Raw genomic sequence first — 23,187 nt, 5'->3', positions numbered from 1 at the left:
GCACTCATACACTTAGGAATTGATCCACCACTGCCTGGCTAAGGTCGCTAGTCGGACCACTGGCCACAATGCCACCTCGTTGCATGGCGTAGTAACGATCAGCTTGACGAACAAAGTGCAGATGCTGCTCTACCAAAAGAACGCCAATCCCTGTCTCGGCAATGATGCGTCGAACAGCTCTTTCAATGTCTTGAACAATATTAGGCTGAATACCCTCCGTCGGTTCATCTAGCAGGAGCAATTTCGGCTTACCAAGCAGAGCCCGAGCAATCGCAAGCTGTTGCTGTTGCCCACCGCTGAGATCTCCGCCTTTACGCGGCAAAAACTCCTGCAGAATCGGGAACAACTCATAGACAAGCTTGTCAATGCTGTGGTTACGAGCCAAGCCGCCGGGCAATGCCTCCATCCCCAGCATCAGGTTCTCCTCCACCGTCAGATGGGGAATAATTTCTCGCCCCTGAGGCACATAACCAATGCCCGCACGAGCCCGCTGATGCGGAGGATGGCGATCCAAAACTTCGCCGCTAAACAGAATCTCTCCACTACGAGGACGCAACAGACCGATTAACGATTTCAACAACGTGGTCTTACCTACACCGTTGCGGCCGATCAAGCAGACCATCTCACCAGCTTTCACAGTGAGGTCGACATCCCTAAGGATATGACTCTCTCCATAGTAGGTATTTAAGCCCCGAATCTCGAGTATGGTCATCGGCTTAACCAAATCATGAACGGCATAGGTAGAAATCTCTGCATCAAGCAGCCTCCTCATTGCGACCTAGATACACCTCGATCACGCGTGGATCACACTGAATCTGATCCATCGAGCCCTCGCAGAGAACGTGGCCCTGATGAAGAACAGAAACCTGACTCTCCAGGCGTCGGATGAACTCCATGTCATGGTCAATCACCAAAACAGTGTGATCACCAACGAGAGACTTAAGCAGATCCGCGGTGAGATCAGTTTCCTCATCCGTCAAACCAGCAACTGGTTCATCAACCAATAACAGGTCAGGAGACTGACCCACAAGCATGGCGATCTCCAACCACTGCTTCTGTCCATGAGACAACGATCCAGCAACTTGATGCGCACGCTGCTGTAGAGAAACGATACCCATCAAATGGGCAATGCGATCGCGCTCAACAGCACTAAGACCTGCGCTTAAGAGTGGCCAAGGACGCTTTGGATGACTGACCGCCAAGGCGAGGTTTTCCTCAACAGTGAGGTTTTCGAAGACTCTCGGGCTCTGAAACTTCCTGCCGATCCCAAGCCGCGCAATCCTGTGTTCCGGCTTATTTAAAAGAGATTGGCCCTTAAACAAAACATCACCTGCCGTTGGTCGAAGCTTGCCAGTGATCACGTCAAGGAAGGTGGTCTTGCCTGCACCGTTGGGACCAATCACGGCACGCAATTCTCCTGGCTGCAGGCTGAGATTGAGATCACGCAGTGCCATAAAGCCATCAAAGCTGACACTGATTTGACGCAGCTCAAGCAAAGCAGTTGTCATGACTGCACCTCCTCCTTGCCATCCATTTCCAATCGTGGATAGGTACCGATCCTGCGCGCGACACCCAAGCGAGTAAGCAGGTTTCGTGGCCCACCCGCCTGCCACCAGCCCACAACACCTTCTGGTAGTGCCGTAACGACGAGAATAAACAAGCCTCCCAGGATGAATAGCCAGCCTTCTGGCCAAAACGTGCTGATTTGGCTCCTCGCCAAATTAATGACTAGGGCTCCAAGAATGGCACCAATCAAAGTTCCGCGTCCGCCCACTGCCACCCAAATCACCATGTCGATTGAAAAGGGAACAGTCATGTATTGCGGCGAGACGATACCGGACTGAACGGTGTAAAGAGCACCGCCGATGCCGGCCAAGCCACCAGCCATCGCAAACACGATGGTTTTAAACAAGGTGGGATTGTAACCAGCAAAACGCAAACGCGGCTCATCATCGCGAATGGCGATCAACACTTCACCAAAACGGCCACGCACCACCCAGCGCACAGCCAACCAGGCCAGGATCACCATCACGGCCGTTAACCAGAAGAAGCCTCGCTGCATGAATGCAGAGCCCACCTGCTGGCCAAAGAGCTCTGTGACATCGGTCTTAAGACCGTTGGTGCCATTGATCAGTTTCTGCTGTCCGTTGAAGAAATTAAAGAAAACCAGCAAGGCGGCCTGGGTAAGAATCGAAAAATAAACTCCCTTGATCCGGTTGCGGAACACCAAGTTGCCTAACAGCGCGGCAAGCAGTGCAGGGATCAGCCAGATAGCAATCAGCGTGAACCAAGGCGAATGAAACGGCTGCCAAAATCCAGGCAGTTGATCCACCCCATAAAGGCCGAAGAACTCTGGAATCCCGTTGGGTTGTTCGCTCGAGCTATTGAGCTGAAGGTACATTGCGGCTGCGTAACCACCGAGCGCAAAGAAGATGCCCTGACCCAGGCTCAATAAGCCTGTAAAACCCCAAATCAAATCGATGCCGAGGGCCACGATCGAGAGAGAGAGAAAACGACCGAGCAGGTTGAGCCCAAATACCGACACCACTGCAGGCGCCGCCACAATCGCAGCAATGATCAAGACCCAGACAATCACCAGGGGCCAACGGCGTTGTTGAAACGCTTTCAACATCGATTTAAGCCTCCACCATGCGTCCCCTCTGGGGAAACAGACCAGCAGGTCGGAACTGCAGGAACACCACAATCAGCGCAAACACCATCACCTGGGCCATGCTCGTGGTAGCAAAAAAATCAACCACACTCGCCAAAGGCGCAGGCATCGAAGGCCAGATACTGAGCAAACGTCCAGCACCGATCAGGTCTGTTAGCACCCCAATAGCAAAGGAGGCCAACACAGTGCCGAACAGATTTCCCACACCTCCAAGCACCACCACCATGAAGCAACCAACGATATAAGAAGTGCCGACGTTGGGTCCCACGGATCCCAACAAAGACACCGCTACCCCAGCGATGCCAGCCAAACCGGAGCCGATGCCAAAGGTAAGCACATCCACAGTATCGGTTGAGATGCCAAGGCAATCACTCATGGAACGATTCTGAGTCACTGCCCTGATGCGCATCCCCCACACACTGCGATTCAAGAACCAGGTGATACCGAGTACAGCGAGGATCGTGATCACAATGATCACCAAACGTGGTACAGGGAAGGTCATGCCCGACAGTTCAATCCCCCCACGCATCCACTTAGGTGCCGTGACATCGACATTACGAGAGGTCGCACGAGCGATGCGACTGATCTGAGAGGCCAAACCACCCGCCAGTAACACCCCAGCCAGAGCCGACACAAGCCAGCTTCCAGCACGCACCAGGCGGGCCCGCGGCCCCTGCAAAAGCTTGTCAGGAAGAATGATCGGCAGACTGAAGCCAAGCACTAACGCCAGCACCAAGCCAGCCGCATAAGCCAATGGAAAACTGCGCACAAACTGCTGCAGAATCAGGCTAACGCCCCATGTCGCCAACAATGTCTCCAACGGGTTGCCGTAGAGACGACGAATCACGGTGCGTTCTAGCAAGATACCAACCACACCACTAACGATGAATGCCAGAGGAATCGCCACCAACACATAAGCGTTGTAGAAAGGCTGCAGAGCAGGCAGCTTGAAGATCAGCTGTACCACATAAGTGGTGTAGGCCCCGAGCATGATCAACTCGCCATGGGCGAGGTTAATGACACCCATCAGGCCGAAGACTATCGCCAGTCCGAGGGCAGCAACCAGCAGCACCGAGCCGATGGCCACACCATTGAAAAGACTTTCAAGAAGCAGTTGCACGGGCGAAGATCAGAGACCAGAAAAACGACGAAAGGAGGAGCCCGTTTCCGGACTCCTCCCAAACAATGCCAAAGCGGAAAAACGCCTTGGCGAGGCAATCAAAGCTTGTACTTCTCGCCTTTGTTGGCATCAGTCCAGTCGCAAGCATAGCCCTTAGAACTGGGCTCGAACTGGTTCCAAGCCTGTGGAGCCACAGGGCCATCGGTCTCTTCGAGAATCTCGAACTGACCATCTTTGGTGATCTTGCCGATACGTACGGTCTGGGACAGGTGATGGTTTGGCATCACTTTCACAGGACCCTGAGGCGCATCAAACTCAATTCCGATCAAAGCTTCACGAACCTTGTCGTCATCAAAGCTATTGGCCTTCTCGACCGCAGCTTTCCACAGATACACCATGTTGTAAGCCGACTCCTGAGGGTCAGCAACCTGACGATCATTGCCATATTTGGCCTTGAAGTCAGATGCAAACTTCTTCGAAGCAGGCGTATCAATCGACATCATGTAATTCCAAGCCCCATAGTGTCCCTCAAGAAACTCAGGCCCGATCGTGCTGATCTCTTCTTCCGCGATGGAATAGCTCATCACGTAGTAGCCATTTTCAGGAGTAAGTCCGGCATCCTGAATCTGCTTAAAGAAAGCAACGTTCTGGTCACCATTAAGGGTGTTGATGATCACACCACCATCAGGTAATGCCTTCTTGATCTTGGCAATGATCGGCGCCACTTCAGTGTTGCCGAGGGGCAAATAATCCTCTCCAACCACTTTGCCACCTAGAGCTTTGACCTGCTCCTTAGTGATGGTATTGGAGGTGCGAGGGAAAACGTAATCAGAACCTACAAGGAAGAAGGGCTTGCCAGCAGCGGGCGACTTCTCGAACATGAACTTGGTTGCAGGCTCCGACTGCTGATTCGGAGTCGCACCTGTGTAGAAGATGTTATTGGAACACTCCTGGCCTTCGTACTGAATCGGGTAATAGAGGAATGCATTCTTCGATTCGTAAACCGGCAGCATCGCCTTACGGCTTGCGGAAGTCCAACCACCAAAGACAACAGGAACACTATCTTGATCGATCAACTTCTTGGACTTCTCAGCGAAGGTTGGCCAATCAGAAGCGCCATCTTCAACGATGTAGTCGATCTTGTATTTCTTGCCATCAACTTCAACACCACCGGCAGCGTTGATCTCTTCAATCGCCATTTTCTCTGTGTCCACAAGGGTGGACTCCGAGATGGCCATGGTGCCACTTAAGGAATGGAGGATACCAACCGTGACCGTGTCGTCGAAATCGGTATTAGCGGTTTTATCACTACCACCACCGCAAGCCGTAATGCTGACACCAACGGCGGTTGCGGCGAAGCCAGCCACAAGGCGCTTTGAGAATGAAACGTTCATTGAAACCGTAGATAGGCAGAATATGGAGCACGCCTATTCGGGCGGCCTGGGGAACGTAAAGATCAGCCAGGCATGATTCTGTAGTGAATGATACAAAGCCCTTTGCGCTGATCATTGCTAAGGGCGATTTGGTAGCTGTTGCAACAAAAATTGCAGCACGCTCTCCAAGCCATCGCCGCTCCGCAAGTTGGTGAAGCACCAAGGGCGCTCTCCCCGCATCCGCGTCGTATCGCGCTTCATCACTTCCAAATCGGCCCCGACATGGACAGCGAGATCAATCTTGTTGATCACCAATAAATCCGAGCGTGTAATCCCAGGGCCACCCTTGCGAGGGATCTTGTCGCCAGCCGCCACATCAATCACATAGATGCAAAGGTCCACCAATTCTGGACTAAAGCTGGCGGCAAGATTATCGCCACCACTCTCAACAAGCACAACATCAAGATCTGGAAAATTTCGCTCCAGATCTTCTACGGCCGCGCGATTAATCGAACAATCCTCACGAATAGCAGTATGAGGACAACCGCCTGTTTCCACTCCGCGAATACGCTCTGGCTCAAGAGCTCCAACACGCGTCAAGAACTCTGCATCTTCCTGGGTATAGATGTCATTGGTGACAACTGCCAATTGCAACTGATCTCGTAGACGGCGACACATTGCCTCCACTAGTGCTGTCTTACCCGAACCCACCGGGCCAGCCACACCTAAACGCAGTTTGCTACTCATCAGCTCCGGAATAATCGGGAATACAGCTCAGCATGGGAGAGCTGTGCAATAGCAGAACCCACTCCTCCGCACCAAAGCTGCTTTGGATCCACATCAAGCAAGCTACGGGCCTGCATTTCAATCAGCGGCTGAAGCTGACGCTGCAACCGTTGTGCCTCAGTTGGCCCAAGCGGAACAAGACGCACGGCCGCACTGAGCTGATTAGCCACCCAGCCAAACAAGTAACCCTGCACAACCTCCAAAGGCGTTATCTCCCAAGACAAACCAGCCCAAGCCCACGCCACTGGCCAACCAAAATCCACTCCTCCATCAGGGAGAGGATGACCCAGGTCAGCTAATAACTGCAAAAGAGAGCGGCCCATCTGCTGTTGCTGCGCTCTTACTTCAGCCGCATCTCGCAGTGCAATCAACCATTGAGCCCAATCGCGCACGTCAGTGCCATGGTCAACTTTGCCCTGCTCAGCACTCACCTGCCATTGGCTGAGGGAATGACGCAGCGGGCGCAAAGCAGCAGCTTCGATCATGACCTGCCCGCGACTTAGCTCCGCCTCCAACCAACTTGCCAAAGTTGCTCGATCCTGAAGCTGATCTCGCTGCACCAGCAGTTCCAAACCCTCCGAATAACTGAACGCACCCACCGGCAAAGCCGGGCTAACAAGCTGAAGCAAAGCGAGACTGCTCATCACTGATGACGTTGTTGCTGCCCATCAATGGGCTGGTGATCATGGCTATGGACGCCTTGATAGGCCCCAGGCTCCGGATAAAATGGCTCCATCAGAGACTCCAAAGCCAAGCCACGCACCCGCAGCAGATCGGCTAAGACAGGATCATCTAGCAAACGCAGCTGCTGCGTGCGTAGCTCTAGTGCCACGTGACGATTACCCAAGTGATAAGCCGCCTCAAGCAGAGCCAGTTCTGAAGGAGCCCTAACCACCAACAGTTTCTCAGGAGCAGCGACCACCCTCACCAAAACAGGCCCTTCCGCCGCAGCCAAACTTTCTCCAGGCTGCAATGGGCCCTGCCGCGGCAATTGCAATAAGACGGACTGACCACAAGCCGTGCATCGCAGCCCTCGCAAACGTGTGCGTTCTTCAGCAGTGAGAGGCAATTCCATACAAGCCTCAACCCCAACAGCATCAAGCCTGCGGGTGAGCACCGGAACAGTATCGAGAGAAGGAAAATCGACCAAGCTCATGACCATAAGCCTGCCAAACGGCAACTGCTCCATCCGTGAGTGTTGCTAAAGAGTTAAACCGTGCTCGATCACAGCGTGCTCCGATGACTGGCGATAGACCCTGGCACGGCCAATGTTCCTTGCAACTGATCAGCAAAACTGCGACAGACGATCTTCAATCCCAGCTCACCGTGCATCAGAGCCAATGCACGGCTCCATTCAAGATTCAGCGTGCCAATCTTGATCACGACGGCCGCTGTCAACTGCCCTTACTTCACACCGCAGGGGGTTTGGTCGGAGGAGATCAGCTCAGTGTGAATGTCAAAGCTGGAGCAGACAGCCGCGGCCTGGTCACGAGTGTGGCTGCCCAGAAGGTCTATGGCTCCGTAGGCCGCTCCAAACAACACCCCAAAGGCCGATGGGCAAGTCAAGAGTGTCACTTCGAACTAGAAACCAATGCTGATCTGGAATGGTTACCCCAAGAGCTCGTGGTTTTTCAAGGAGGCCTCTACAAGCAACGGATGCAAGTCGAACTGCAACCAAAAGCCAGTTTTCTCTGCGCCGAAGTGGTGCGCCTAGGTCGCACAGCTGCTGGAGAAACACTGAACGAAGGCGCCTGGAGGTCAAGCCTGGAGATCTGCCGACAAACCCCGATTGGTCGTCAATGGGAACTAGTCGATCAACTCGAGCTCAACAGCGAAGTGCTGCAGAGTTTGCACGGCATGGGGACAGAGCCCGTGTTCGGATCTTTTGTTTGGGCCGCACCGCATCCTCTGACTGCCGACGTGATGGAGATACTTCTGCGGAACTGTCGAACAGATCGCGCAAACCTAGAAGGGTCCATGGCTTGTGGTGGTCTCGATCAAGGCTTAGTGGCCCGATATATAGGGCCATCAAGCCAAGCCGCGCGCCAATGGTTTTCCCGCCTCTGGGCCCGCACACGCCAGCTACGGCGGCTAAGCACTCCTCAACCTCCACGAGAATGGCCCCTGCAAGAAGAGGGAACGTTCTCAAACGAAAGGTTCACAAAGAACCATCAATCGCCTTCTGCCTCGCCACACTGAAATGAAATCCTGGCTTCCATGCACCTCAGCCCCCAGGAAAAAGACAAACTCCTGATCGTCACCGCTGCCCTGCTTGCAGAACGACGCCTCAACCGCGGCCTGCGGCTCAACCACCCCGAAGCCGTGGCCTGGCTCAGCTTCCTTGTCATCGAAGGCGCTCGTGACGGCCAATCCGTCGCGGAGCTGATGGCCGAAGGCAGCACCTGGCTGCGTCGCGATCAGGTAATGGATGGTGTTCCCGAACTGATCCCGGAGGTGCAAATCGAAGCCGTCTTTAAGGACGGCACCAAATTGGTCACCCTCCACGACCCCATCCGCTAAAAAATCCCCATGCCTCCGCTAATCCCCGGTGAACTGATTCCTGAACCGGGCACGCTTGAACTCAACAGCAACCGGCCAACCCTCACCCTGCGCGTGGCCAATAGTGGCGATCGACCGATCCAAGTTGGCTCCCACTTTCACTTTTTCGAGACCAATACAGCTCTGCACTTCGATCGTGATGCTGCACGGGGGCACCGATTGGACATCCCTGCTGGAACAGCGATCCGCTTCGAACCCGGCGACGAACGTGACGTGCGCCTGGTTGCCCTTGCTGGTCACCGCAAGGTTTTTGGTTTCAACGGTCTGGTCAACGGACCACTCGACTGAACTGCTTCTACACCTCGTCCCTTTCGCTGCATTGCTATGGCCTACCGAATGGATCGCCAGGCCTACGCCGAAACCTACGGCCCCACCACAGGTGACCGTATACGCCTAGCAGACACCGAGTTGATCCTGGAGGTGGAACGCGATTTCACCACCTACGGCGAAGAAGTCAAATTCGGTGGAGGAAAAGTGATCCGCGACGGCATGGGGCAATCCCAGCAATCCCGCGCCAATGGTGCTGTTGACACCGTGATCACCAATGCCCTGATCCTCGACTGGTGGGGGATCGTCAAAGCAGATATCGGCCTACGAGACGGACGGATCGTTGCCATCGGCAAGGCTGGCAATCCCGACATCACTGACGGGATTGACATTGTGATCGGCCCAGGCACTGAAGCCATTGCTGGAGAGGGTCACATCGTGACCGCCGGCGCCATCGATAGCCACATCCATTTCATCTGCCCACAGCAAATCGAGACTGCCCTGGCTAGCGGCGTTACCACCATGCTCGGTGGTGGTACAGGTCCGGCAACAGGCACCAATGCCACTACCTGTACACCTGGCGCCTTTCACATCAGCCGCATGCTGCAAGCAGCTGAAGGATTGCCGATAAATCTTGGCTTCTTTGGTAAAGGCAATGCCAGTACAGCTGAAGCTCTCGAGGAGCAAGTGCTAGCTGGAGCCTGCGGCCTCAAACTCCACGAAGACTGGGGTACCACTCCAGCAGCTATTGACTGCTGTCTTTCGGTAGCCGATCGCTTTGATGTCCAGGTCTGCATCCACACAGACACGCTCAATGAAGCAGGTTTTGTAGAAGACACAATCCGAGCCATCGGCGGACGCACCATCCACACCTTCCATACCGAAGGGGCCGGTGGAGGCCATGCACCAGACATCATCCGTATCTGTGGTGAAAGCAACGTGCTGCCCAGCTCCACAAATCCAACCCGGCCTTACACCCGCAACACCCTGGAAGAGCACCTCGACATGCTCATGGTTTGCCACCACCTAGATCCAGCGATTCCTGAAGATGTGGCCTTTGCCGAATCGCGCATCCGTCGTGAAACGATCGCCGCGGAAGATATTCTCCACGACCTCGGTGCCTTCAGCATCATTGCCAGTGATTCCCAAGCGATGGGACGAGTCGGAGAGGTGATTACCAGAACATTCCAGACCGCTCACAAGATGAAAGTTCAGAGAGGCTCTCTGCCAGAAGATGCTGCCAATCCACGTGGCACTCGTAACGACAACAACCGCCTAAAGCGCTACATCGCCAAGGTAACGATCAACCCCGCCATTGCCCACGGCATTGACAACCATGTTGGCTCAGTAGAGGTAGGCAAACTGGCAGACTTGGTGCTCTGGAAGCCAGGTTTCTTCGGCGTGCGGCCAGAACTTGTCATCAAGGGCGGGTCAATCATCTGGGCGCAAATGGGCGATGCTAATGCCTCGATTCCAACACCTGGACCAGTCCATGGCAGACCAATGTTTGCAGCATTCGGCAAAGCCCTTGCCCCCAGCTGCCTCACCTTCCTGAGCCAAGCGGCCATCGAAACAGATCTTCCCAACAAGCTGGGGCTGCAACGTGCCTGCATTCCCGTTCTGAACACCCGCACGATCGGCAAAGCAGAAATGCACAACAACAATTCACTACCAAAAGTAGAGGTAGATCCACAAACTTACGAGGTGTTCGCCGACGGCGATTTACTCACATGCGACCCCGCAGAAGAACTACCAATGGCCCAGCGATATCTTCTACTTTAAACGCTAAATTCAACATCTACCTTTAGGTTGCTAAGTAATAGATCAAGACTTGATCGGCATCACAACCTCAGCCGGCTGAGGAGCACACTCTGCAACCTGTTCATCAACTACTGCACCCACAATCACAATCGACGGCGCTGCAAACCCTTCGCTCTGCACCCTTTGAACCAACTGTTCCAAGGGAGCTTTGAGGTAGCGCTGACCTACGACAGTGCCCTGTTGAATGATTGCTGCGGACGTAGCTGGATCGAGTCCACCGGCAATCAACTCTTCGACGATATAAGCAAGGTTATGCAAACCCATATAAATCACCAGGCTGTCACTTGCGCTAGCAAGATCCTTCCAATTCACAGAAGGGCGCTGTTTGTCGATCTTCTCGTGACCTGTCACAAAGGTGACAGAACTACCACCACAACGATGGGTCAGAGGAATACCCACATAGGCCGGCGCAGCCATCCCCGCTGTAATCCCAGGGACCACCTCCACCGATACCCCATGACTCTGCAAATAGGCGGCCTCCTCACCACCCCGCCCAAACAAAAAAGGATCACCACCTTTTAGGCGTACTACACAGGAATGACTCTGAGCCAATTCAACAAGCAACTCATTTGTCTTGGACTGTGGAACCCAATGACGTTCTCGACGTTTACCAACAAAATGCCGTTCACAAGACTCGGGCACTAACTCGAGTACTTCCTTAGGCACCAGAGCATCGTGAACCAAGGCTCCGCACTGGCGAAGCAGACGATAAGCCTTCAGTGTGAGCAAATCAGGATCACCAGGGCCTGCACCCACCAAATACACAGTGCCAAAGTCCAAAGAGCTCATGGCAATGCAGCCAGCAAATCAATCAAACCCAATCGAAATAACTCAATCTCAAGTAGGGAAGTCATCACCCCAGAATCGCGCAGCGTCTGCGTAATCTGGATTGGCGCCAAGGCAAGAAAAAGAGGCGTGGATGCCTCCTTCGCTGAAGCGACATCAGCATGCCAATCGTCCCAGGAAAGCATGGGCAACGCCAGCCGCTGCTGCAGCAAACTTAAATAGCGATGAGCAACACCCTGGCGAAGGGGATGGTGAACCAAAACAAGAGAGCCATCACGACAATCCTGACGCTGCACCCACTCCTGTAACAATCGCCACCAAGAGGGCCAGGCACCCAAGAAAGGCACCAACCTGGTGTTCACACCCTGTTGCTGAAGTCGCTGACGAATCAACGGCACATCCTCTCGAACATGAGAACCAGGCAGCAACAACAAAGGAACCAGCCAAATAGGATCTGCACTCTGCTCATGGCGATCAGTAGCCGTTAAGGCCTCTACCAGCACAGGTGTGCCTCGACGTTGCGCGACCTGCAGAGCAAAAGAACGCACACAAGAAGGAACATACCCACCAGCACGGCCATGCACGATCAAACGCAAAGCACGCTTACAACCATCCTCCTCATGCTTTCGTAACAACGGCCACGGATCTAAGACATCCGAAACTGGTGAAGTCATGCCAGTCTTAATAGTCGACTGCAACCATGGCATCCCGTCGCTATCGAACACAGTCGCAAACTCGGTTGAGGACGAGTGGTCGCCAAGGCAGACAGGGTGCAACCCGCTCAAAACGCTTTAACAGTGACTTCGAAAGGGATTTAGCTGCCATGAACCGTGTGTGGAAAATGCTCAGACAAGGCACAATCCGCTGGTTGGGAGAGATAGGCCGCCAATACTGAAATCACTTAAAATTTATACACAGCAACCATAAAGAAAGAAACTTGTGCACCTAGATGTATCGATAAACACCAAATTTTGAATTTCACACAAATGCTCAGTTTTGTTCAATCTGATACCACCAATACCCTCTTCCATCAGGCTTAATGACTCCATTGGCAGCGTGACCTGAATCCTCAACACCCCTGGCTCGGTCAAATCAGCCGGGTTCAGAATGTATACAAAGACACCAAATCTTGAATTTCACACAAATGCTCAGTTTTGTTCAATCTGATACCGCCAATACCCTCTTCCATCAGGCTTAATGACTCCATTCGCAGCGTGGCCTGACTCCTTAACACCCCTAGCTCAGCCAACATCAGCCGGGCTCAGAATGTATACAAAGACACCAAATCTTGAATTTCACACAAATGCTCAGTTTTGTTCAATCTGATACCGCCAATGCCCTCTTCCATCAGGCTTAATGACTCCATTCGCAACTTACCCTTACTTCAATAATGGCAGAGTCTAAAAACCATGGGCATCGAATAAGCGAATAAAGTTTAAAAAAACATGATCACTTCTTTTCAAGTTTAATTTCAACAAAATGTCATGGTTATTAGCTCTCCTGCTAAACAATTTCTCCAAGGAAAGAAGCTCAACAAAATTGAGCAAAACAAAGCTTTTAAAGATGGCTTAGATGTTGGTGATGAACTTGAAACCTTTGCTCAGGTTGGTTGGGAACAGGTCGATAAAACAGACCTCGAACTGCGCCTGAAATGGTATGGAATGTTCTGGCGACCCAAAACTCCTGGCAAGTTCATGCTACGGCTAAGGATACCAAATGGTGTTCTCAATAGCCACCAAATAAAAGTAGTGGCCTCAATTGTGGGTCGCTACGGAGAAGACGGCAGTTGCGACATCACAACACGCCAAAACCTACAACTTCGTGGTGTTTTACTGAGTGATCTTCCCGAAATCCTCAGACGTCTTGAAGAGGCAGGTCTCAACACAATCCAATCAGGTTTTGATAACCCACGCAATGTCACAGGAAATCCACTGGCTGGGATTGACCCTCTTGAAATTGTTGATACTCGCCCTTACACAACTGAACTACAAAATTTCCTCACGAATCAAGGAAAAGGAAATCATGAATTCTCCAACCTGCCCCGCAAATGGAATACGGCAGTTGCAGGGGCCCGCGATAATTTCCTGCTCCATAACGACATCATCTTCCATCCAGTGGAACACGATGGGGTGATGGGTTTCGGCGTCTGGCTCGGAGGGATCCTCTCCTCGCAGATGAATGACTATGCGCTGCCTTTAAATGCCTGGGTTAAACCCAATGAAATCTGTCGGCTCACCGGCACTATTCTAACGCTATGGCGAGATAACGGTGAGCGTAACAATCGCCCTAAGGGCAGGTTTCGCATGTACCTCGACAGCGTGGGCATCGAAGCGTTTCGCACCATGGTGGCGGAAAAATTTGGACCGCTAACTCCTGATCCCGGTTCTGTATTTGACGACAAGCCTCGCTCTTTTTACGGAATCCACCCTCAGAAACAAACAGGGCTTCACTACGCCGGCATGCATGTACCCGTTGGACGATTACGCGCAGAAGATCTTCAGGATCTTGCTAGCGCCAGTCTTAACTATGGCAGTGGTGAAATTCGTCTTACTGAAGACCAGAACATCATTTTGGTGGGGCTATCAAATACCAACCTCGACAAATTTCAAGCTGATCCACTGCTACAGCGTTTTCCACTTGAACCCGGTTCCTTTGCCGCCGGCACTGTCTCCTGCACAGGAAATACGTACTGCAGCTTCGCCCTTACAAACACCAAAGATCAGGCCATGGCAATGGCCCATCAACTGGATGCAGAACTCATCCTCCCTGAAGAAATAAAAGTCCATTGGACTGGCTGTCCCAACAGCTGTGGCCAGGCCTACATGGGCGCAATCGGCCTCACAGGAACCAAAGCCCGTGCACCGAACGGGGGCCAAGGCATGGTTGAGGCCTATGACCTCAGCCTTGAAGGCCGGCAAGGGCCGGATGCCCGAATCGGGACACTGCATCGCAAAGGCATTCCTGGCAGCGAACTGAAAGACGTGCTGCGGGAATTACTGATCGAACGCTTCGGTGCTCAACCTCGTAGCCAACCGAAGCAGAACAGCGACCCTTTCTCCAACTTCATGAACTGGTTCAGCAATTTAGGCGAAAACAGCAGCCCATCCCCTTGAGCTGCGATCGCTAAACCACCGTTCTTAAATCAATCACCTATCAAGCCCCACCATGCAATCGACTTCCCAAGCACGTGATCTTTTCTCTCGCTTTGTCAACTGGTTAAGCAACAGCGGTAGCGACAAGCCTGCAATCAATCAAAAAGAAGGTGGCCGAGATGTCTTCTCACGCCTGATGAACACCATCAGTGGCTAAAAATCCTCCTCTCGTTAAACCTACGCATCTACCAACATGAGCGCCACGGCGTCACAAATGGACTACGTCCTACCTAACGAACTTGTCGACGGCATGATTACCGCCGGCGGCAAAAAAGCCACTGTCAGCGTCAAGAACTTGCTGGTGCGTGGCTTCTATTCCGGGGCCATTCTCGGCCTTGCTGTGATCCTTGCACTCACAGTTGGTCTCAAGAGTGGTCAGCCATGGTTGGGATCCCTGCTCTTCCCCTTCGGCTTTGCCAGCATCGTGCTGTTCGGCATGGAACTGGTCACCGGTAACTTCGCTCTGCTGCCTATGGCCACATGGGCCGGCAAGAGCACCTGGGGAGCCACCTTCCGCAACTGGGGTTGGGTCTGGCTCGGCAACTGGATCGGCACTGCTGTGGTTGCCCTACTGATGGCAATCAGCCTGACCAGCGGTGGCACCGTGGATCCCGCCTCCGCTGCCGATGGTGGCGGCATGTGGCAACAGGTAGCAGCGAAGATCATTGCCCTCAACAAAACCAACGTTGTTACCAAATACGAGAACCTTCAATCCCTTGGCTTCTTCTTGGCCTTCCTGCGCGGATTGATCGCGAACTGGTTGGTTTGTCTGGGTGTGACCATGGCCCTAGTTAGTAAGAGCGTACCTGGCAAAATTTTGGCCTGCTGGCTGCCGATCACAGCATTCCAAACCATGGGAATGGAGCACATCGTGGTGAACATGTTCCTGCACACCGCCGGACCCATGCTTGGTTCAGGCGTTTCTTTTGGCCAGGTAATCGTTTGGAACTTCATTCCAGTCACCCTCGGCAACATCATTGGCGGGATGGTGTTTATCGGCATGCTCTTCTACAGCACCCATCGCACCCAAATGAGCAACGTACTGCCTACGGTTCACGATGAGAAGCTGGAACGTGAACTCGCCGCCGAACTAGGGGCACGCTGATCTAGAACATTCATGAGCTTCGATGAAGCCGTTCTCTGGGAACGTCTCAATAAAGTAGGTAAGACTCCTCTAGAACCAGACTGGCTGGGGAATGTTTACTGCCCCAGCCTTTCTGCTGATCTACGTAAAGCCTTAGCCGAAAGACTGGGCTTACTTGGTGATGATGGCTGGGGAATATTAAAAACCCTGCTTAAGCAACATGGTAAGCAGTCAGAACTCATCCATGCAGCTGGCCTCTGCCATCAACCTGAGGCTCGAGACTGGCTCATCCAACAACTTGGTGATCAAGAAGAACTGGAGCTCGAGGTCCTTCAAGCAATGGCCTGCTGGGGAGCAATCGTGCCAACTTTGCTGATAAAAAGGATTTTCAGAGAACCTTCCCAAGCAATGCGCATGGCTGGTCTGGAGTTGTTGAACTTCAAGGCATACCAACTCAGCGATGACGAGCTGCTGAACCTCCTTGACGACCTCCTCAACGACATACGCGATCCGGTGGTGTTAAGCACCATTCGAATTCTGCAACGACGCGATGGTGTCGACATCAGCAACCGCATTGCCGAAGTGGCAAGAAAAGGTTCCGAAGCTACAACACGTGCAGCATTACTAGCCCTGGGCTGCATCGGCACATCCAGCAGTCAATCAAACCTGTTCAAGCTCAGCCAAAGTCTGCCGACTGATCTCCATCGAGACCTAGCCAAAAAACAACTTGCTCAGCAATACAGATCATGGCAATGAATCCATAGCCAACGGATACGCAAATATGGGTTATTGAATCAAAAAGAGGATGATGGCAATAAAGGAAAACTGCAATCCAAGCAAAAGCAATCGTATCTGATGATTCATTTCATTGACACCAATCAACTACTGAAAAGCAGAACTACGGTGCCAAAAAAACTCTTACTCTTAGATGAATCTTCTATGCAAGACGCATGCCGAACCCTTGCAATCAAAAGCCCGCTAATCAAATAAAAAATAGCATAAAACCAGTCTCGACGTTGATCAATACCCCAGCGCAAAAACTTTGAAGATTCGAACATTGCACTTAGAAAATATAACTACGCTGAAATGCAAACAGCCTCGCTTTATCGTTGCAGTGATTCCTAAAGCCCAACGGAGCCAATTAGGCCTGTGCCAAGCAGGCATGTCACAAGGATGTCTTAATCGCTACTCCACGCAGCTACATGACTACAGAAAGATCCAATGAGTTCCGGCAATCAATCGTGACCACATGCCCAGAATCATCCGGCCGTGAACGCTTCAAAGCCCACCTCAGGAAGGTGGGAAGTGGAGAGCAAACCAGTCGTGGCATGAGCCGTGAAGAATCAGCTGATGCCTTGCATCTCATCCTTACAGCCCAAGCCAGCCCTGCTCAAATTGGCGCCTTCCTCATCGCCCATCGCATTCGTCGACCCGAGCCCCAGGAACTCGCCGGCATGCTCGATACATACAGAGTGCTTGGACCCAAACTGAAATCAGCCAATGGCCAGAAACGACCCATTTGCTTTGGGATGCCATTCGACGGCCGCAAGCGAACAGCCCCGATTTATCCGCTCACAGCACTGGTCCTACTCAACGCTGGTCAACCCGTCGTCTTGCAAGGGGGGCAACGTATGCCAATCAAATATGGCGTCACCACAGAAGAGTTATTCAAAGCCTTAGGGCTACAACTCCAAGGCCTATCAATAGCAAACCTAGAAGCTGGCTTTCAACAACATGGTCTGGCACTGATTTACCAGCCAGATCACTTCCCGCTAGCCGAAAGCTTGATCAGTTATCGCGACGACATCGGCAAGCGACCGCCTTTGGCCAGTTTGGAGCTGCTTTGGACAGCACATCAAGGAAAGCATTTACTCGTCAGCGGCTTCGTGCATCCCCCCACCGAAGAGCGTGCCTGGAAAGCCCTTGCGCTAGCAGGTGAAACAAATCTCGTGACTGTGAAAGGGCTCGAAGGAAGCACAGACCTTCCCATCAGTCGAGCTTGCATCACATCACGAGTTCAAAATGGCAAGCCAGAACGACTCATCCTCCACCCCCGTAACCATGGCTGCTTTAGCAAAGACGTTGAGTGGAGCAACCTGACAGAGTGGAGCGAGCAGGCAATGGAAGCTCTGCACAATCGCGGGCCATTAAGTCAGCCCCTCCTCTGGAATGCTGGGACCTACCTATGGTTATCGGGCCTGGTCGACAACCTCGATGAAGGTATCGCTCATGCTGAAAAGTGTCTGCAATCAGGCTTAGCCCAAACCACGCTTGAGCAGCTCATTGCTTGGAGAGAGGCCATCATTTGAAGCGAGCCTGTAGGTTTTTCGCCATGCGATAACGATCGAAACTCACTCCTCCGATCTGAATCACTTCCTTAGCCATTTCAATCCAGCCCCACTTCAACAGCAAAGGGTGACTACACAAACTGGCTTCCGTCACCAAGATTAGCTCTCCTTCCTGCAAGGCTTCAGCTTCCACCTGTTCAAGCAACGCAGTAGCATGACCACAACGAGCAGACCGGCCCCGGCAATACAGCAACGCCAAACGATCAGAAGGATAACGAAGAGCGAAAGCCTCAACCTCGTCGTTCTCAAGACTCAACCACCCTCGTCCTTCAATCAATGGCCGATCAAGAACTCCTGGTAACCAGGCCAAGGCTGCCCATGCACTGATCTGAACAGGGGAATACAAGCCTCCCCCTTGAGATTCAATCGCATCGGCATAAATCTCCCTGACAACAAAATGATCAGTTTTTGTAAGGGGTCTTAAGCGTCGACCAGTCACAAGAGCCTGCCATTTAGATCAATGGCGTCAAGTCTCTATGGGATCGTGACATTCATCCTGACTCATTCCCAATTGCGCCGACCACAGATTCCCATCTTTCTCTGTGCCTTTGTCACTCTGTTGAACGATCGCCTAGGTGAAACCCTCTTACTGCCATTACTTCCATACCTCCCAGGACGCTTCACAGACAGCGGCACAATCCTGGGGCTACTTGGAGGTACTTATGCATTGGCTCAATTCGTCGTGGCTCCCCTAATTGGAGCTCTCAGTGATCGTTTTGGCCGCAAACCAATTTTAACCGCTTGCGTTGCTGGCTCAGTAGTAGGCCTTGGCTTATTCGCTATCACAGTATGGATTGACTGGAACATACTTCCAGCCGCTTGGATCAGCATTGTTCCCCTGATCCTTCTCTTCTCAGCAAGAATCATCGATGGCGTTAGCGGTGGAACAGCAAGTAGCGCCACAGCAGTGCTTGCCGACATCTCAACACCTGAGAGCCGAGCTAAGGCATTCGGCCTGATTGGCGTTGCATTCGGCCTCGGGTTCATCTTGGGCCCTTATATCGGTGGCCGCTTAGCAGAGATCAATATCGCTCTACCCGGGATAGCCGCCACAGCCTTCGCAGTCGCGAACCTGCTTCTTGTGATCTATATCCTTCCCGAAACACACCCGCCAGCAGCTCGCAATTCCCTACCAAGCAAAAGACAACTCAACCCGATCACCCAGCTAGCACAGATCTTTGCCAATCCATTAGTAAGCCGCCTTTGTTTCGCCTTCTTCCTGTTCTTCATGGCATTCAACGGTTTCACAGCTGTGCTGGTGCTTTACCTGAAGCAAGCCTTTTCATGGACAGTCGGTTTAGCAGGCCTGACCTTTGCAGTTGTAGGCGTGATCGCAATGGTGGTTCAAGGGCTGCTCATCGGTCCACTGGTCAAATCCTTCGGCGAATGGCGGCTCACCATTGCTGGCGTTGGCTTCGTCATTGCAGGCTGTCTGCTATTACCCATGGCCAGTCAGCAGAATTCGATTTCTGTTGTATTCACTGCCGTATCGGTACTTGCCCTTGGCACAGGTCTCGTAGTGCCATGCTTGAGAGCCCTCGTCTCCAGACGCCTCGACAACGCAGGCCAAGGGGCAGTACTCGGTAGCCTTCAAGGCCTGCAGAGTCTAGGGACCTTCCTTGGGGCAGCGGCTGCAGGATTCGCCTACGACCAAATAGGCCCTCGCAGTCCCTTCTGGCTGGCCATCCTCGTACTAGCGGGAGTTGTTGCCCTTGTTGCAGGAGGCCTACCTGCAAGCACAAGTAACACAACAATCAAACAATCATGATTGCTACTTTGCCTGGATAGTGGATCAACAAACTGGCATTCAATGAGTAATCCAGCGGTAGCTTCGGAGCACTACATCAACCGAGAGCTCAGCTGGATCTCCTTCAACGAAAGGGTCCTTGCTCAGGCACTTGATACGCGCACCCCGCTGCTGGAACAAGCCAAGTTCAGTGCCATCTTCAGCAACAACCTCGACGAATTCTTCATGGTTCGCGTGGCCTCCCTCAAAGCACAAGTGGAAGCCGGCATTACCAAAACCAGCGCAGACGGTCTAACCCCTCTTCAGCAGCTCCTCACGATCCGAGATCACCTTGTTCCTCTCATCGAGCAACAACAAGATCACTACCGTAAACACCTCAAAAACCAGCTAGTCGAGCATGGTGTTCACCTACTCGACTACGAGCAACTCAATCCAAAAGAACGCCTCTGGATTGACAATTATTTCCAGACAGCCATTTTCCCGGTGCTGACACCACTAGCCGTGGATCAAGCCCATCCCTTCCCTTTCGTTAGCAATCTCAGCCTCAACATTGCGACCCTGATCCTCGATCCGGAAACAGGCCAACAACAATTCGCCCGGGTCAAGATTCCACAAAAAACGATCCCTCGGTTTGTAGAGATACCTCCTGATCTAAGTGGCATCAATCCCAAACCGGTTCACACAGCAGTTCCATTGGAGCAAGTGGTGGCCTTCAACCTCAAATTGCTCTTCCCCGGGATGAAGATTGAAGAGCACTACTTCTTCCGAGTCACCCGCGATGCCGACCTTGAACTCAGGGACCTAGAAGCCGACGATCTCATGAGCGCCATGGAACAAGGCCTGCATAAGCGGCGGATGGGCGGAGAAGTGGTGAGACTCGAAGTAACAAACGAAATGCCCCAGAGAGTCGTTGAGATGCTGATTGAAGGTATGGCTGTTGAAGAAAAAGACCTTTATCGCATCGAGGGACTACTAGGCCTCGATGATCTATTCGGTCTCATGCGTTTACCTCTGGAACAACTCAAAGACCAACCCCACATTGGCCTGACCGCCATAGTTCTCTCCCGCAGCCAGCGCAGAATGCTTGAAGACGAATCAATCAAAGAAGAAGAATTCAAAAGCATCTTCTCGGTGATTCGCCGCAAAGACATTCTCCTTCACCACCCATACGAACTGTTCGCGACCTCTGTAGAGGAATTCATCAATCAGGCAGCAGACGATCCCCTAGTCATGGGAATCAAGATCACGCTCTATCGGACATCTAAGGATTCCCCAATCATTGCGGCCCTGATCCGTGCAGCCGAACACGGAAAGCAGGTCATGGCTCTGGTTGAACTCAAGGCACGCTTCGATGAAGGCAACAATATTCAATGGGCCCGTCAGCTAGAACGATCTGGCGTTCACGTTGTCTATGGCGTTTTAGGACTAAAAACCCACACAAAAACCATCTTGGTCGTTCGCAAAGAAAAAGAGCGCCTACGCAGCTACGTACACATCGGCACAGGGAACTACAACTCGAAGACATCACGTCTCTATACCGATCTTGGCCTGCTCTCTGCAAGACCGGAACTCAGCCAAGATCTAGTCGAGCTATTCAATTATCTCACTGGCTTTTCAAAGCAACAAAGCTTCCGTCGACTGCTGGTGGCACCTGTCACCCTACGCAAGGGAATGGAATCACTAATCCTCCGCGAAATCGAACACGCCCGCGAAGGTAGAGGCGGACACATCCGCGCCAAGATGAATGCTCTGGTGGATCCAGCCATCATTAGCCTGCTCTACGAAGCTTCCCAAGTTGGAGTTCGCATCGAACTGATCATCCGCGGTATGTGCTGTCTCTACCCAGGGCGAAAAGGATTCAGCGAAAACATCAGCGTGATCAGCATCATCGGCCGGTTCCTGGAACACTCCCGTATCTTCTGGTTTGCCAATGACAACAACCCAGAGGTTTATATCGGCAGCGCAGACTTGATGCCTCGAAACCTAGACAGACGCGTGGAAGCCATTACTCCAATTGAAGAACCAGAGCAAAAGGAACACCTAGAGCGACTGCTGAACCTCTACCTAAACGACAACCGCGAAGCATGGGATATGCAGAGCGATGGCAGCTTTTTACAGCGCCAACCCAATCCCAATAGTGAAGAACATCGTGCACAGCAACAGCTGATCAACCTTTGGCAACAAGGCATCCCAGCAGCGTGAAACTCGATGCCTCACGAGACCATAACTGTGAGAAAGTGCTCTTTGCTACCTAAAAAGGAATAATCAGCATGCAAAACAGTTTTTTTACTTAGAAGCAGAAGCGACCAATCAACTGATCACTCGCATGGGCTAACAAAAACTTTTTGCTTCAACCAAGTTTCTAAGCTCTATGAGTGCTACATTCCGCGCAAATCTAAATTAGGAGGCCAGGGTGATGGGGATCCCTCTGGAATCTGCGAAGGGTGCTTCACTCACGCCTTCGTCAGAAGTTGTATTACCGTCTACATCTAAGCAACGTTCAGAATCAGCGAATCGAGCTGGCCGTAACGGGCAGGCATCCCGTAATCAAAATCGCCAAAGTGGTCGTTTGGGTACTGATGCGATCGGGTTCTACCTGAGCAGCATTGGACGCGTGCCTTTGCTGACCGCAGCTGAGGAAATTGAGCTGGCCCACCATGTGCAAGCGATGAAGGAATTGCTGGAGTTACCAGAGCAAGACCAAACGCCACGACAACGCCACAAAATTCGCATGGGCAAACGCGCCCGTGACCGCATGATGTCAGCCAACCTCCGGCTCGTGGTTAGCGTTGCCAAAAAATATCAGAATCAGGGCCTTGAACTCCTTGACCTAGTCCAAGAAGGAGCCATTGGTCTCGAACGTGCTGTCGACAAGTTCGATCCAGCCATGGGTTATAAGTTCTCCACCTACGCCTATTGGTGGATTCGTCAAGGGATGACCAGGGCCATCGACAACAGTGCCCGCACCATCCGTCTACCCATCCACATCAGCGAAAAACTCTCCAAGATGCGACGCATCTCAAGAGAGCTTTCACATCGCTTCGGCCGTCAACCAAATCGATTAGAGTTAGCCCATGCCATGGGCATTCAACCCCAAGACCTTGAGGATCTCATCGCTCAAAGCGCTCCTTGCGCATCCCTCGATGCCCATGCCCGCGGAGAAGAAGACCGCAGCACCCTAGGTGAACTGATCCCCGACCCCGATGGGGCCGAGCCAATGGAAGGCCTAGATCGCAGCATCCAAAAGGAACACCTAGGAGGTTGGCTATCTCAGCTCAATGAACGTGAACAGAAAATCCTGCGCTTGCGCTTCGGTCTAGATGGTGAAGAACCACTGACCCTCGCTGAAATCGGACGGCAAATCAGCGTCTCACGAGAACGCGTACGACAGTTGGAGGCCAAAGCCATTCTCAAGCTACGGATGATGACCAACCATCAACAAGCTGCATGAGATAAGTCTTGGGGTATATCAA

23 protein-coding genes are annotated in these 23,187 nt (G+C 52.5%); 12 read left to right on the top strand and 11 right to left on the bottom strand.

All coding sequences use genetic code 11. From position 1 onward, the window contains the following. Nucleotides 1-4: 4 nt before the first annotated feature. The 8 genes from urtE to ureE form a co-directional block, all read right to left on the bottom strand. A complete protein-coding gene (gene urtE / locus SIB80_RS01300) occupies nt 5-712 on the bottom strand; it encodes an urea ABC transporter ATP-binding subunit UrtE (protein WP_063420872.1) in 708 nt (235 codons plus the stop codon). A gap of 43 nt (nt 713-755) precedes the next feature. Continuing rightward, a complete protein-coding gene (gene urtD, locus SIB80_RS01295) occupies nt 756-1,508 on the bottom strand; it encodes an urea ABC transporter ATP-binding protein UrtD (RefSeq protein WP_063420738.1) in 753 nt (250 codons plus the stop codon). Continuing rightward, nucleotides 1,505-2,632, bottom strand: a complete 1,128-nt coding sequence (gene urtC / locus SIB80_RS01290) for an urea ABC transporter permease subunit UrtC (RefSeq protein ID WP_063420739.1) — start codon at nt 2,630-2,632, stop codon at nt 1,505-1,507. Before urtC ends, urtD begins: the two co-directional genes overlap by 4 nt. 4 nt (nt 2,633-2,636) lie before the next feature. Next, on the bottom strand, nt 2,637-3,791 hold the full coding sequence (locus SIB80_RS01285; protein WP_011131592.1) for an ABC transporter permease subunit: 1,155 nt from the start codon (nt 3,789-3,791) through the stop codon (nt 2,637-2,639). Between the two features lie 98 nt (nt 3,792-3,889). Beyond that, a complete protein-coding gene (gene urtA / locus SIB80_RS01280) occupies nt 3,890-5,185 on the bottom strand; it encodes an urea ABC transporter substrate-binding protein (protein ID WP_011131593.1) in 1,296 nt (431 codons plus the stop codon). Between the two features lie 117 nt (nt 5,186-5,302). Further along, on the bottom strand, nt 5,303-5,911 hold the full coding sequence (ureG, locus tag SIB80_RS01275) for an urease accessory protein UreG (protein ID WP_063398605.1): 609 nt from the start codon (nt 5,909-5,911) through the stop codon (nt 5,303-5,305). After that, nucleotides 5,911-6,594, bottom strand: coding sequence for an urease accessory protein UreF (locus SIB80_RS01270; protein WP_063420740.1), 684 nt, complete (start codon nt 6,592-6,594; stop codon nt 5,911-5,913). Before SIB80_RS01270 ends, ureG begins: the two co-directional genes overlap by 1 nt. Beyond that, nucleotides 6,594-7,106, bottom strand: a complete 513-nt coding sequence (gene ureE / locus SIB80_RS01265; protein WP_063420873.1) for an urease accessory protein UreE — start codon at nt 7,104-7,106, stop codon at nt 6,594-6,596. Before ureE ends, SIB80_RS01270 begins: the two co-directional genes overlap by 1 nt. A gap of 83 nt (nt 7,107-7,189) precedes the next feature. Between ureE and SIB80_RS01260 the strand changes: the two genes are divergently transcribed. From SIB80_RS01260 to ureC, 4 genes are read left to right on the top strand one after another with little or no spacing between them, the layout of a single operon-like run. Next, on the top strand, nt 7,190-8,149 hold the full coding sequence (locus SIB80_RS01260; protein WP_063420874.1) for an urease accessory protein UreD: 960 nt from the start codon (nt 7,190-7,192) through the stop codon (nt 8,147-8,149). An 18-nt stretch (nt 8,150-8,167) separates the two neighbouring features. Continuing rightward, a complete protein-coding gene (locus tag SIB80_RS01255; protein ID WP_011131598.1) occupies nt 8,168-8,470 on the top strand; it encodes an urease subunit gamma in 303 nt (100 codons plus the stop codon). Nucleotides 8,471-8,479: 9 nt separating this feature from the next. Next, complete coding sequence (locus SIB80_RS01250) at nt 8,480-8,797, top strand: urease subunit beta (RefSeq protein WP_011131599.1); 318 nt, start codon at nt 8,480-8,482, stop codon at nt 8,795-8,797. Between the two features lie 36 nt (nt 8,798-8,833). Beyond that, nucleotides 8,834-10,558 carry an urease subunit alpha gene (gene ureC, locus SIB80_RS01245; RefSeq protein ID WP_063420741.1) on the top strand — a complete coding sequence of 575 codons (1,725 nt, stop codon included), beginning with the start codon at nt 8,834-8,836 and terminating at the stop codon, nt 10,556-10,558. Nucleotides 10,559-10,600: 42 nt separating this feature from the next. Here ureC and cobA read toward each other — a convergent pair whose 3' ends face one another. Both cobA and SIB80_RS01235 read right to left on the bottom strand, forming a co-directional pair. Continuing rightward, entirely contained in the window at nt 10,601-11,386 is a 786-nt protein-coding gene (gene cobA / locus SIB80_RS01240; protein ID WP_011131601.1) for a uroporphyrinogen-III C-methyltransferase, read from the bottom strand. Further along, nucleotides 11,383-12,168: a CbiX/SirB N-terminal domain-containing protein gene (locus tag SIB80_RS01235; protein WP_413352102.1), complete on the bottom strand. Its 786-nt coding sequence runs from the start codon at nt 12,166-12,168 to the stop codon at nt 11,383-11,385. Before SIB80_RS01235 ends, cobA begins: the two co-directional genes overlap by 4 nt. A 699-nt stretch (nt 12,169-12,867) precedes the next feature. Here SIB80_RS01235 and SIB80_RS01230 point away from each other — a divergent pair. The 5 genes from SIB80_RS01230 to SIB80_RS01210 all read left to right on the top strand — a co-directional run bounded on the left by SIB80_RS01230 (nt 12,868) and on the right by SIB80_RS01210 (nt 17,928). Continuing rightward, nucleotides 12,868-14,496 (top strand): ferredoxin--nitrite reductase, encoded by a 1,629-nt coding sequence (locus SIB80_RS01230; protein WP_063420743.1) that lies wholly within the window; start codon nt 12,868-12,870, stop codon nt 14,494-14,496. A 52-nt stretch (nt 14,497-14,548) separates the two neighbouring features. Beyond that, the gene (locus tag SIB80_RS01225) at nt 14,549-14,692 is read left to right on the top strand and encodes a hypothetical protein (RefSeq protein ID WP_063396578.1); all 144 of its coding nucleotides are present in this window, start codon (nt 14,549-14,551) and stop codon (nt 14,690-14,692) included. A 57-nt stretch (nt 14,693-14,749) separates the two neighbouring features. Next, entirely contained in the window at nt 14,750-15,640 is an 891-nt protein-coding gene (locus SIB80_RS01220; RefSeq protein WP_041374994.1) for a formate/nitrite transporter family protein, read from the top strand. Between the two features lie 12 nt (nt 15,641-15,652). Continuing rightward, nucleotides 15,653-16,375 carry a hypothetical protein gene (locus tag SIB80_RS01215; RefSeq protein ID WP_063420744.1) on the top strand — a complete coding sequence of 241 codons (723 nt, stop codon included), beginning with the start codon at nt 15,653-15,655 and terminating at the stop codon, nt 16,373-16,375. Nucleotides 16,376-16,821: 446 nt separating this feature from the next. Further along, on the top strand, nt 16,822-17,928 hold the full coding sequence (locus SIB80_RS01210) for an anthranilate phosphoribosyltransferase family protein (protein WP_063420746.1): 1,107 nt from the start codon (nt 16,822-16,824) through the stop codon (nt 17,926-17,928). Here the strand turns inward: SIB80_RS01210 and SIB80_RS01205 are convergent. Further along, entirely contained in the window at nt 17,921-18,406 is a 486-nt protein-coding gene (locus SIB80_RS01205) for a GNAT family N-acetyltransferase (RefSeq protein WP_063407611.1), read from the bottom strand. The genes SIB80_RS01210 and SIB80_RS01205 overlap by 8 nt on opposite strands. Nucleotides 18,407-18,427: 21 nt before the next feature. Between SIB80_RS01205 and SIB80_RS01200 the strand changes: the two genes are divergently transcribed. The 3 genes from SIB80_RS01200 to SIB80_RS01190 all read left to right on the top strand — a co-directional run bounded on the left by SIB80_RS01200 (nt 18,428) and on the right by SIB80_RS01190 (nt 23,165). Continuing rightward, nucleotides 18,428-19,735 carry an MFS transporter gene (locus SIB80_RS01200; protein ID WP_063420747.1) on the top strand — a complete coding sequence of 436 codons (1,308 nt, stop codon included), beginning with the start codon at nt 18,428-18,430 and terminating at the stop codon, nt 19,733-19,735. Nucleotides 19,736-19,777: 42 nt separating this feature from the next. Further along, nucleotides 19,778-21,916: a polyphosphate kinase 1 gene (gene ppk1 / locus SIB80_RS01195; protein WP_063420875.1), complete on the top strand. Its 2,139-nt coding sequence runs from the start codon at nt 19,778-19,780 to the stop codon at nt 21,914-21,916. 214 nt (nt 21,917-22,130) lie between these two features. After that, complete coding sequence (locus SIB80_RS01190; RefSeq protein ID WP_063420748.1) at nt 22,131-23,165, top strand: RpoD/SigA family RNA polymerase sigma factor; 1,035 nt, start codon at nt 22,131-22,133, stop codon at nt 23,163-23,165. The last annotated feature ends 22 nt before the right edge of the window (nt 23,166-23,187 follow it).

Origin of the sequence: Prochlorococcus sp. MIT 1327 (assembly GCF_047304785.1) — a bacterium.
In the GTDB taxonomy this organism is placed as follows: Bacteria; Cyanobacteriota; Cyanobacteriia; order PCC-6307; family Cyanobiaceae; genus Prochlorococcus; species Prochlorococcus marinus_D.
This window is presented reverse-complemented; position numbering and strand designations above follow the sequence as displayed.

Excerpts from the sequence above, each read along its gene's own strand:
- urtE (WP_063420872.1), bottom strand. The coding sequence starts at position 712 with ATGACCATACTCGAGATTCGGGGCTTAAATACCTACTATGGAGAGAGT.
- urtD (WP_063420738.1), bottom strand. The coding sequence starts at position 1,508 with ATGACAACTGCTTTGCTTGAGCTGCGTCAAATCAGTGTCAGCTTTGAT.
- urtC (WP_063420739.1), bottom strand. The coding sequence starts at position 2,632 with ATGTTGAAAGCGTTTCAACAACGCCGTTGGCCCCTGGTGATTGTCTGG.
- urtA (WP_011131593.1), bottom strand. The coding sequence starts at position 5,185 with ATGAACGTTTCATTCTCAAAGCGCCTTGTGGCTGGCTTCGCCGCAACC.
- ureG (WP_063398605.1), bottom strand. The coding sequence starts at position 5,911 with ATGAGTAGCAAACTGCGTTTAGGTGTGGCTGGCCCGGTGGGTTCGGGT.
- SIB80_RS01270 (WP_063420740.1), bottom strand. The coding sequence starts at position 6,594 with ATGAGCAGTCTCGCTTTGCTTCAGCTTGTTAGCCCGGCTTTGCCGGTG.
- ureE (WP_063420873.1), bottom strand. The coding sequence starts at position 7,106 with ATGAGCTTGGTCGATTTTCCTTCTCTCGATACTGTTCCGGTGCTCACC.
- SIB80_RS01260 (WP_063420874.1), top strand. The coding sequence starts at position 7,190 with ATGACTGGCGATAGACCCTGGCACGGCCAATGTTCCTTGCAACTGATC.
- SIB80_RS01255 (WP_011131598.1), top strand. The coding sequence starts at position 8,168 with ATGCACCTCAGCCCCCAGGAAAAAGACAAACTCCTGATCGTCACCGCT.
- SIB80_RS01250 (WP_011131599.1), top strand. The coding sequence starts at position 8,480 with ATGCCTCCGCTAATCCCCGGTGAACTGATTCCTGAACCGGGCACGCTT.
- ureC (WP_063420741.1), top strand. The coding sequence starts at position 8,834 with ATGGCCTACCGAATGGATCGCCAGGCCTACGCCGAAACCTACGGCCCC.
- cobA (WP_011131601.1), bottom strand. The coding sequence starts at position 11,386 with ATGAGCTCTTTGGACTTTGGCACTGTGTATTTGGTGGGTGCAGGCCCT.
- SIB80_RS01230 (WP_063420743.1), top strand. The coding sequence starts at position 12,868 with ATGGTTATTAGCTCTCCTGCTAAACAATTTCTCCAAGGAAAGAAGCTC.
- SIB80_RS01225 (WP_063396578.1), top strand. The coding sequence starts at position 14,549 with ATGCAATCGACTTCCCAAGCACGTGATCTTTTCTCTCGCTTTGTCAAC.
- SIB80_RS01220 (WP_041374994.1), top strand. The coding sequence starts at position 14,750 with ATGGACTACGTCCTACCTAACGAACTTGTCGACGGCATGATTACCGCC.
- SIB80_RS01215 (WP_063420744.1), top strand. The coding sequence starts at position 15,653 with ATGAGCTTCGATGAAGCCGTTCTCTGGGAACGTCTCAATAAAGTAGGT.
- SIB80_RS01210 (WP_063420746.1), top strand. The coding sequence starts at position 16,822 with ATGACTACAGAAAGATCCAATGAGTTCCGGCAATCAATCGTGACCACA.
- SIB80_RS01200 (WP_063420747.1), top strand. The coding sequence starts at position 18,428 with ATGGCGTCAAGTCTCTATGGGATCGTGACATTCATCCTGACTCATTCC.
- ppk1 (WP_063420875.1), top strand. The coding sequence starts at position 19,778 with ATGAGTAATCCAGCGGTAGCTTCGGAGCACTACATCAACCGAGAGCTC.
- SIB80_RS01190 (WP_063420748.1), top strand. The coding sequence starts at position 22,131 with ATGGGGATCCCTCTGGAATCTGCGAAGGGTGCTTCACTCACGCCTTCG.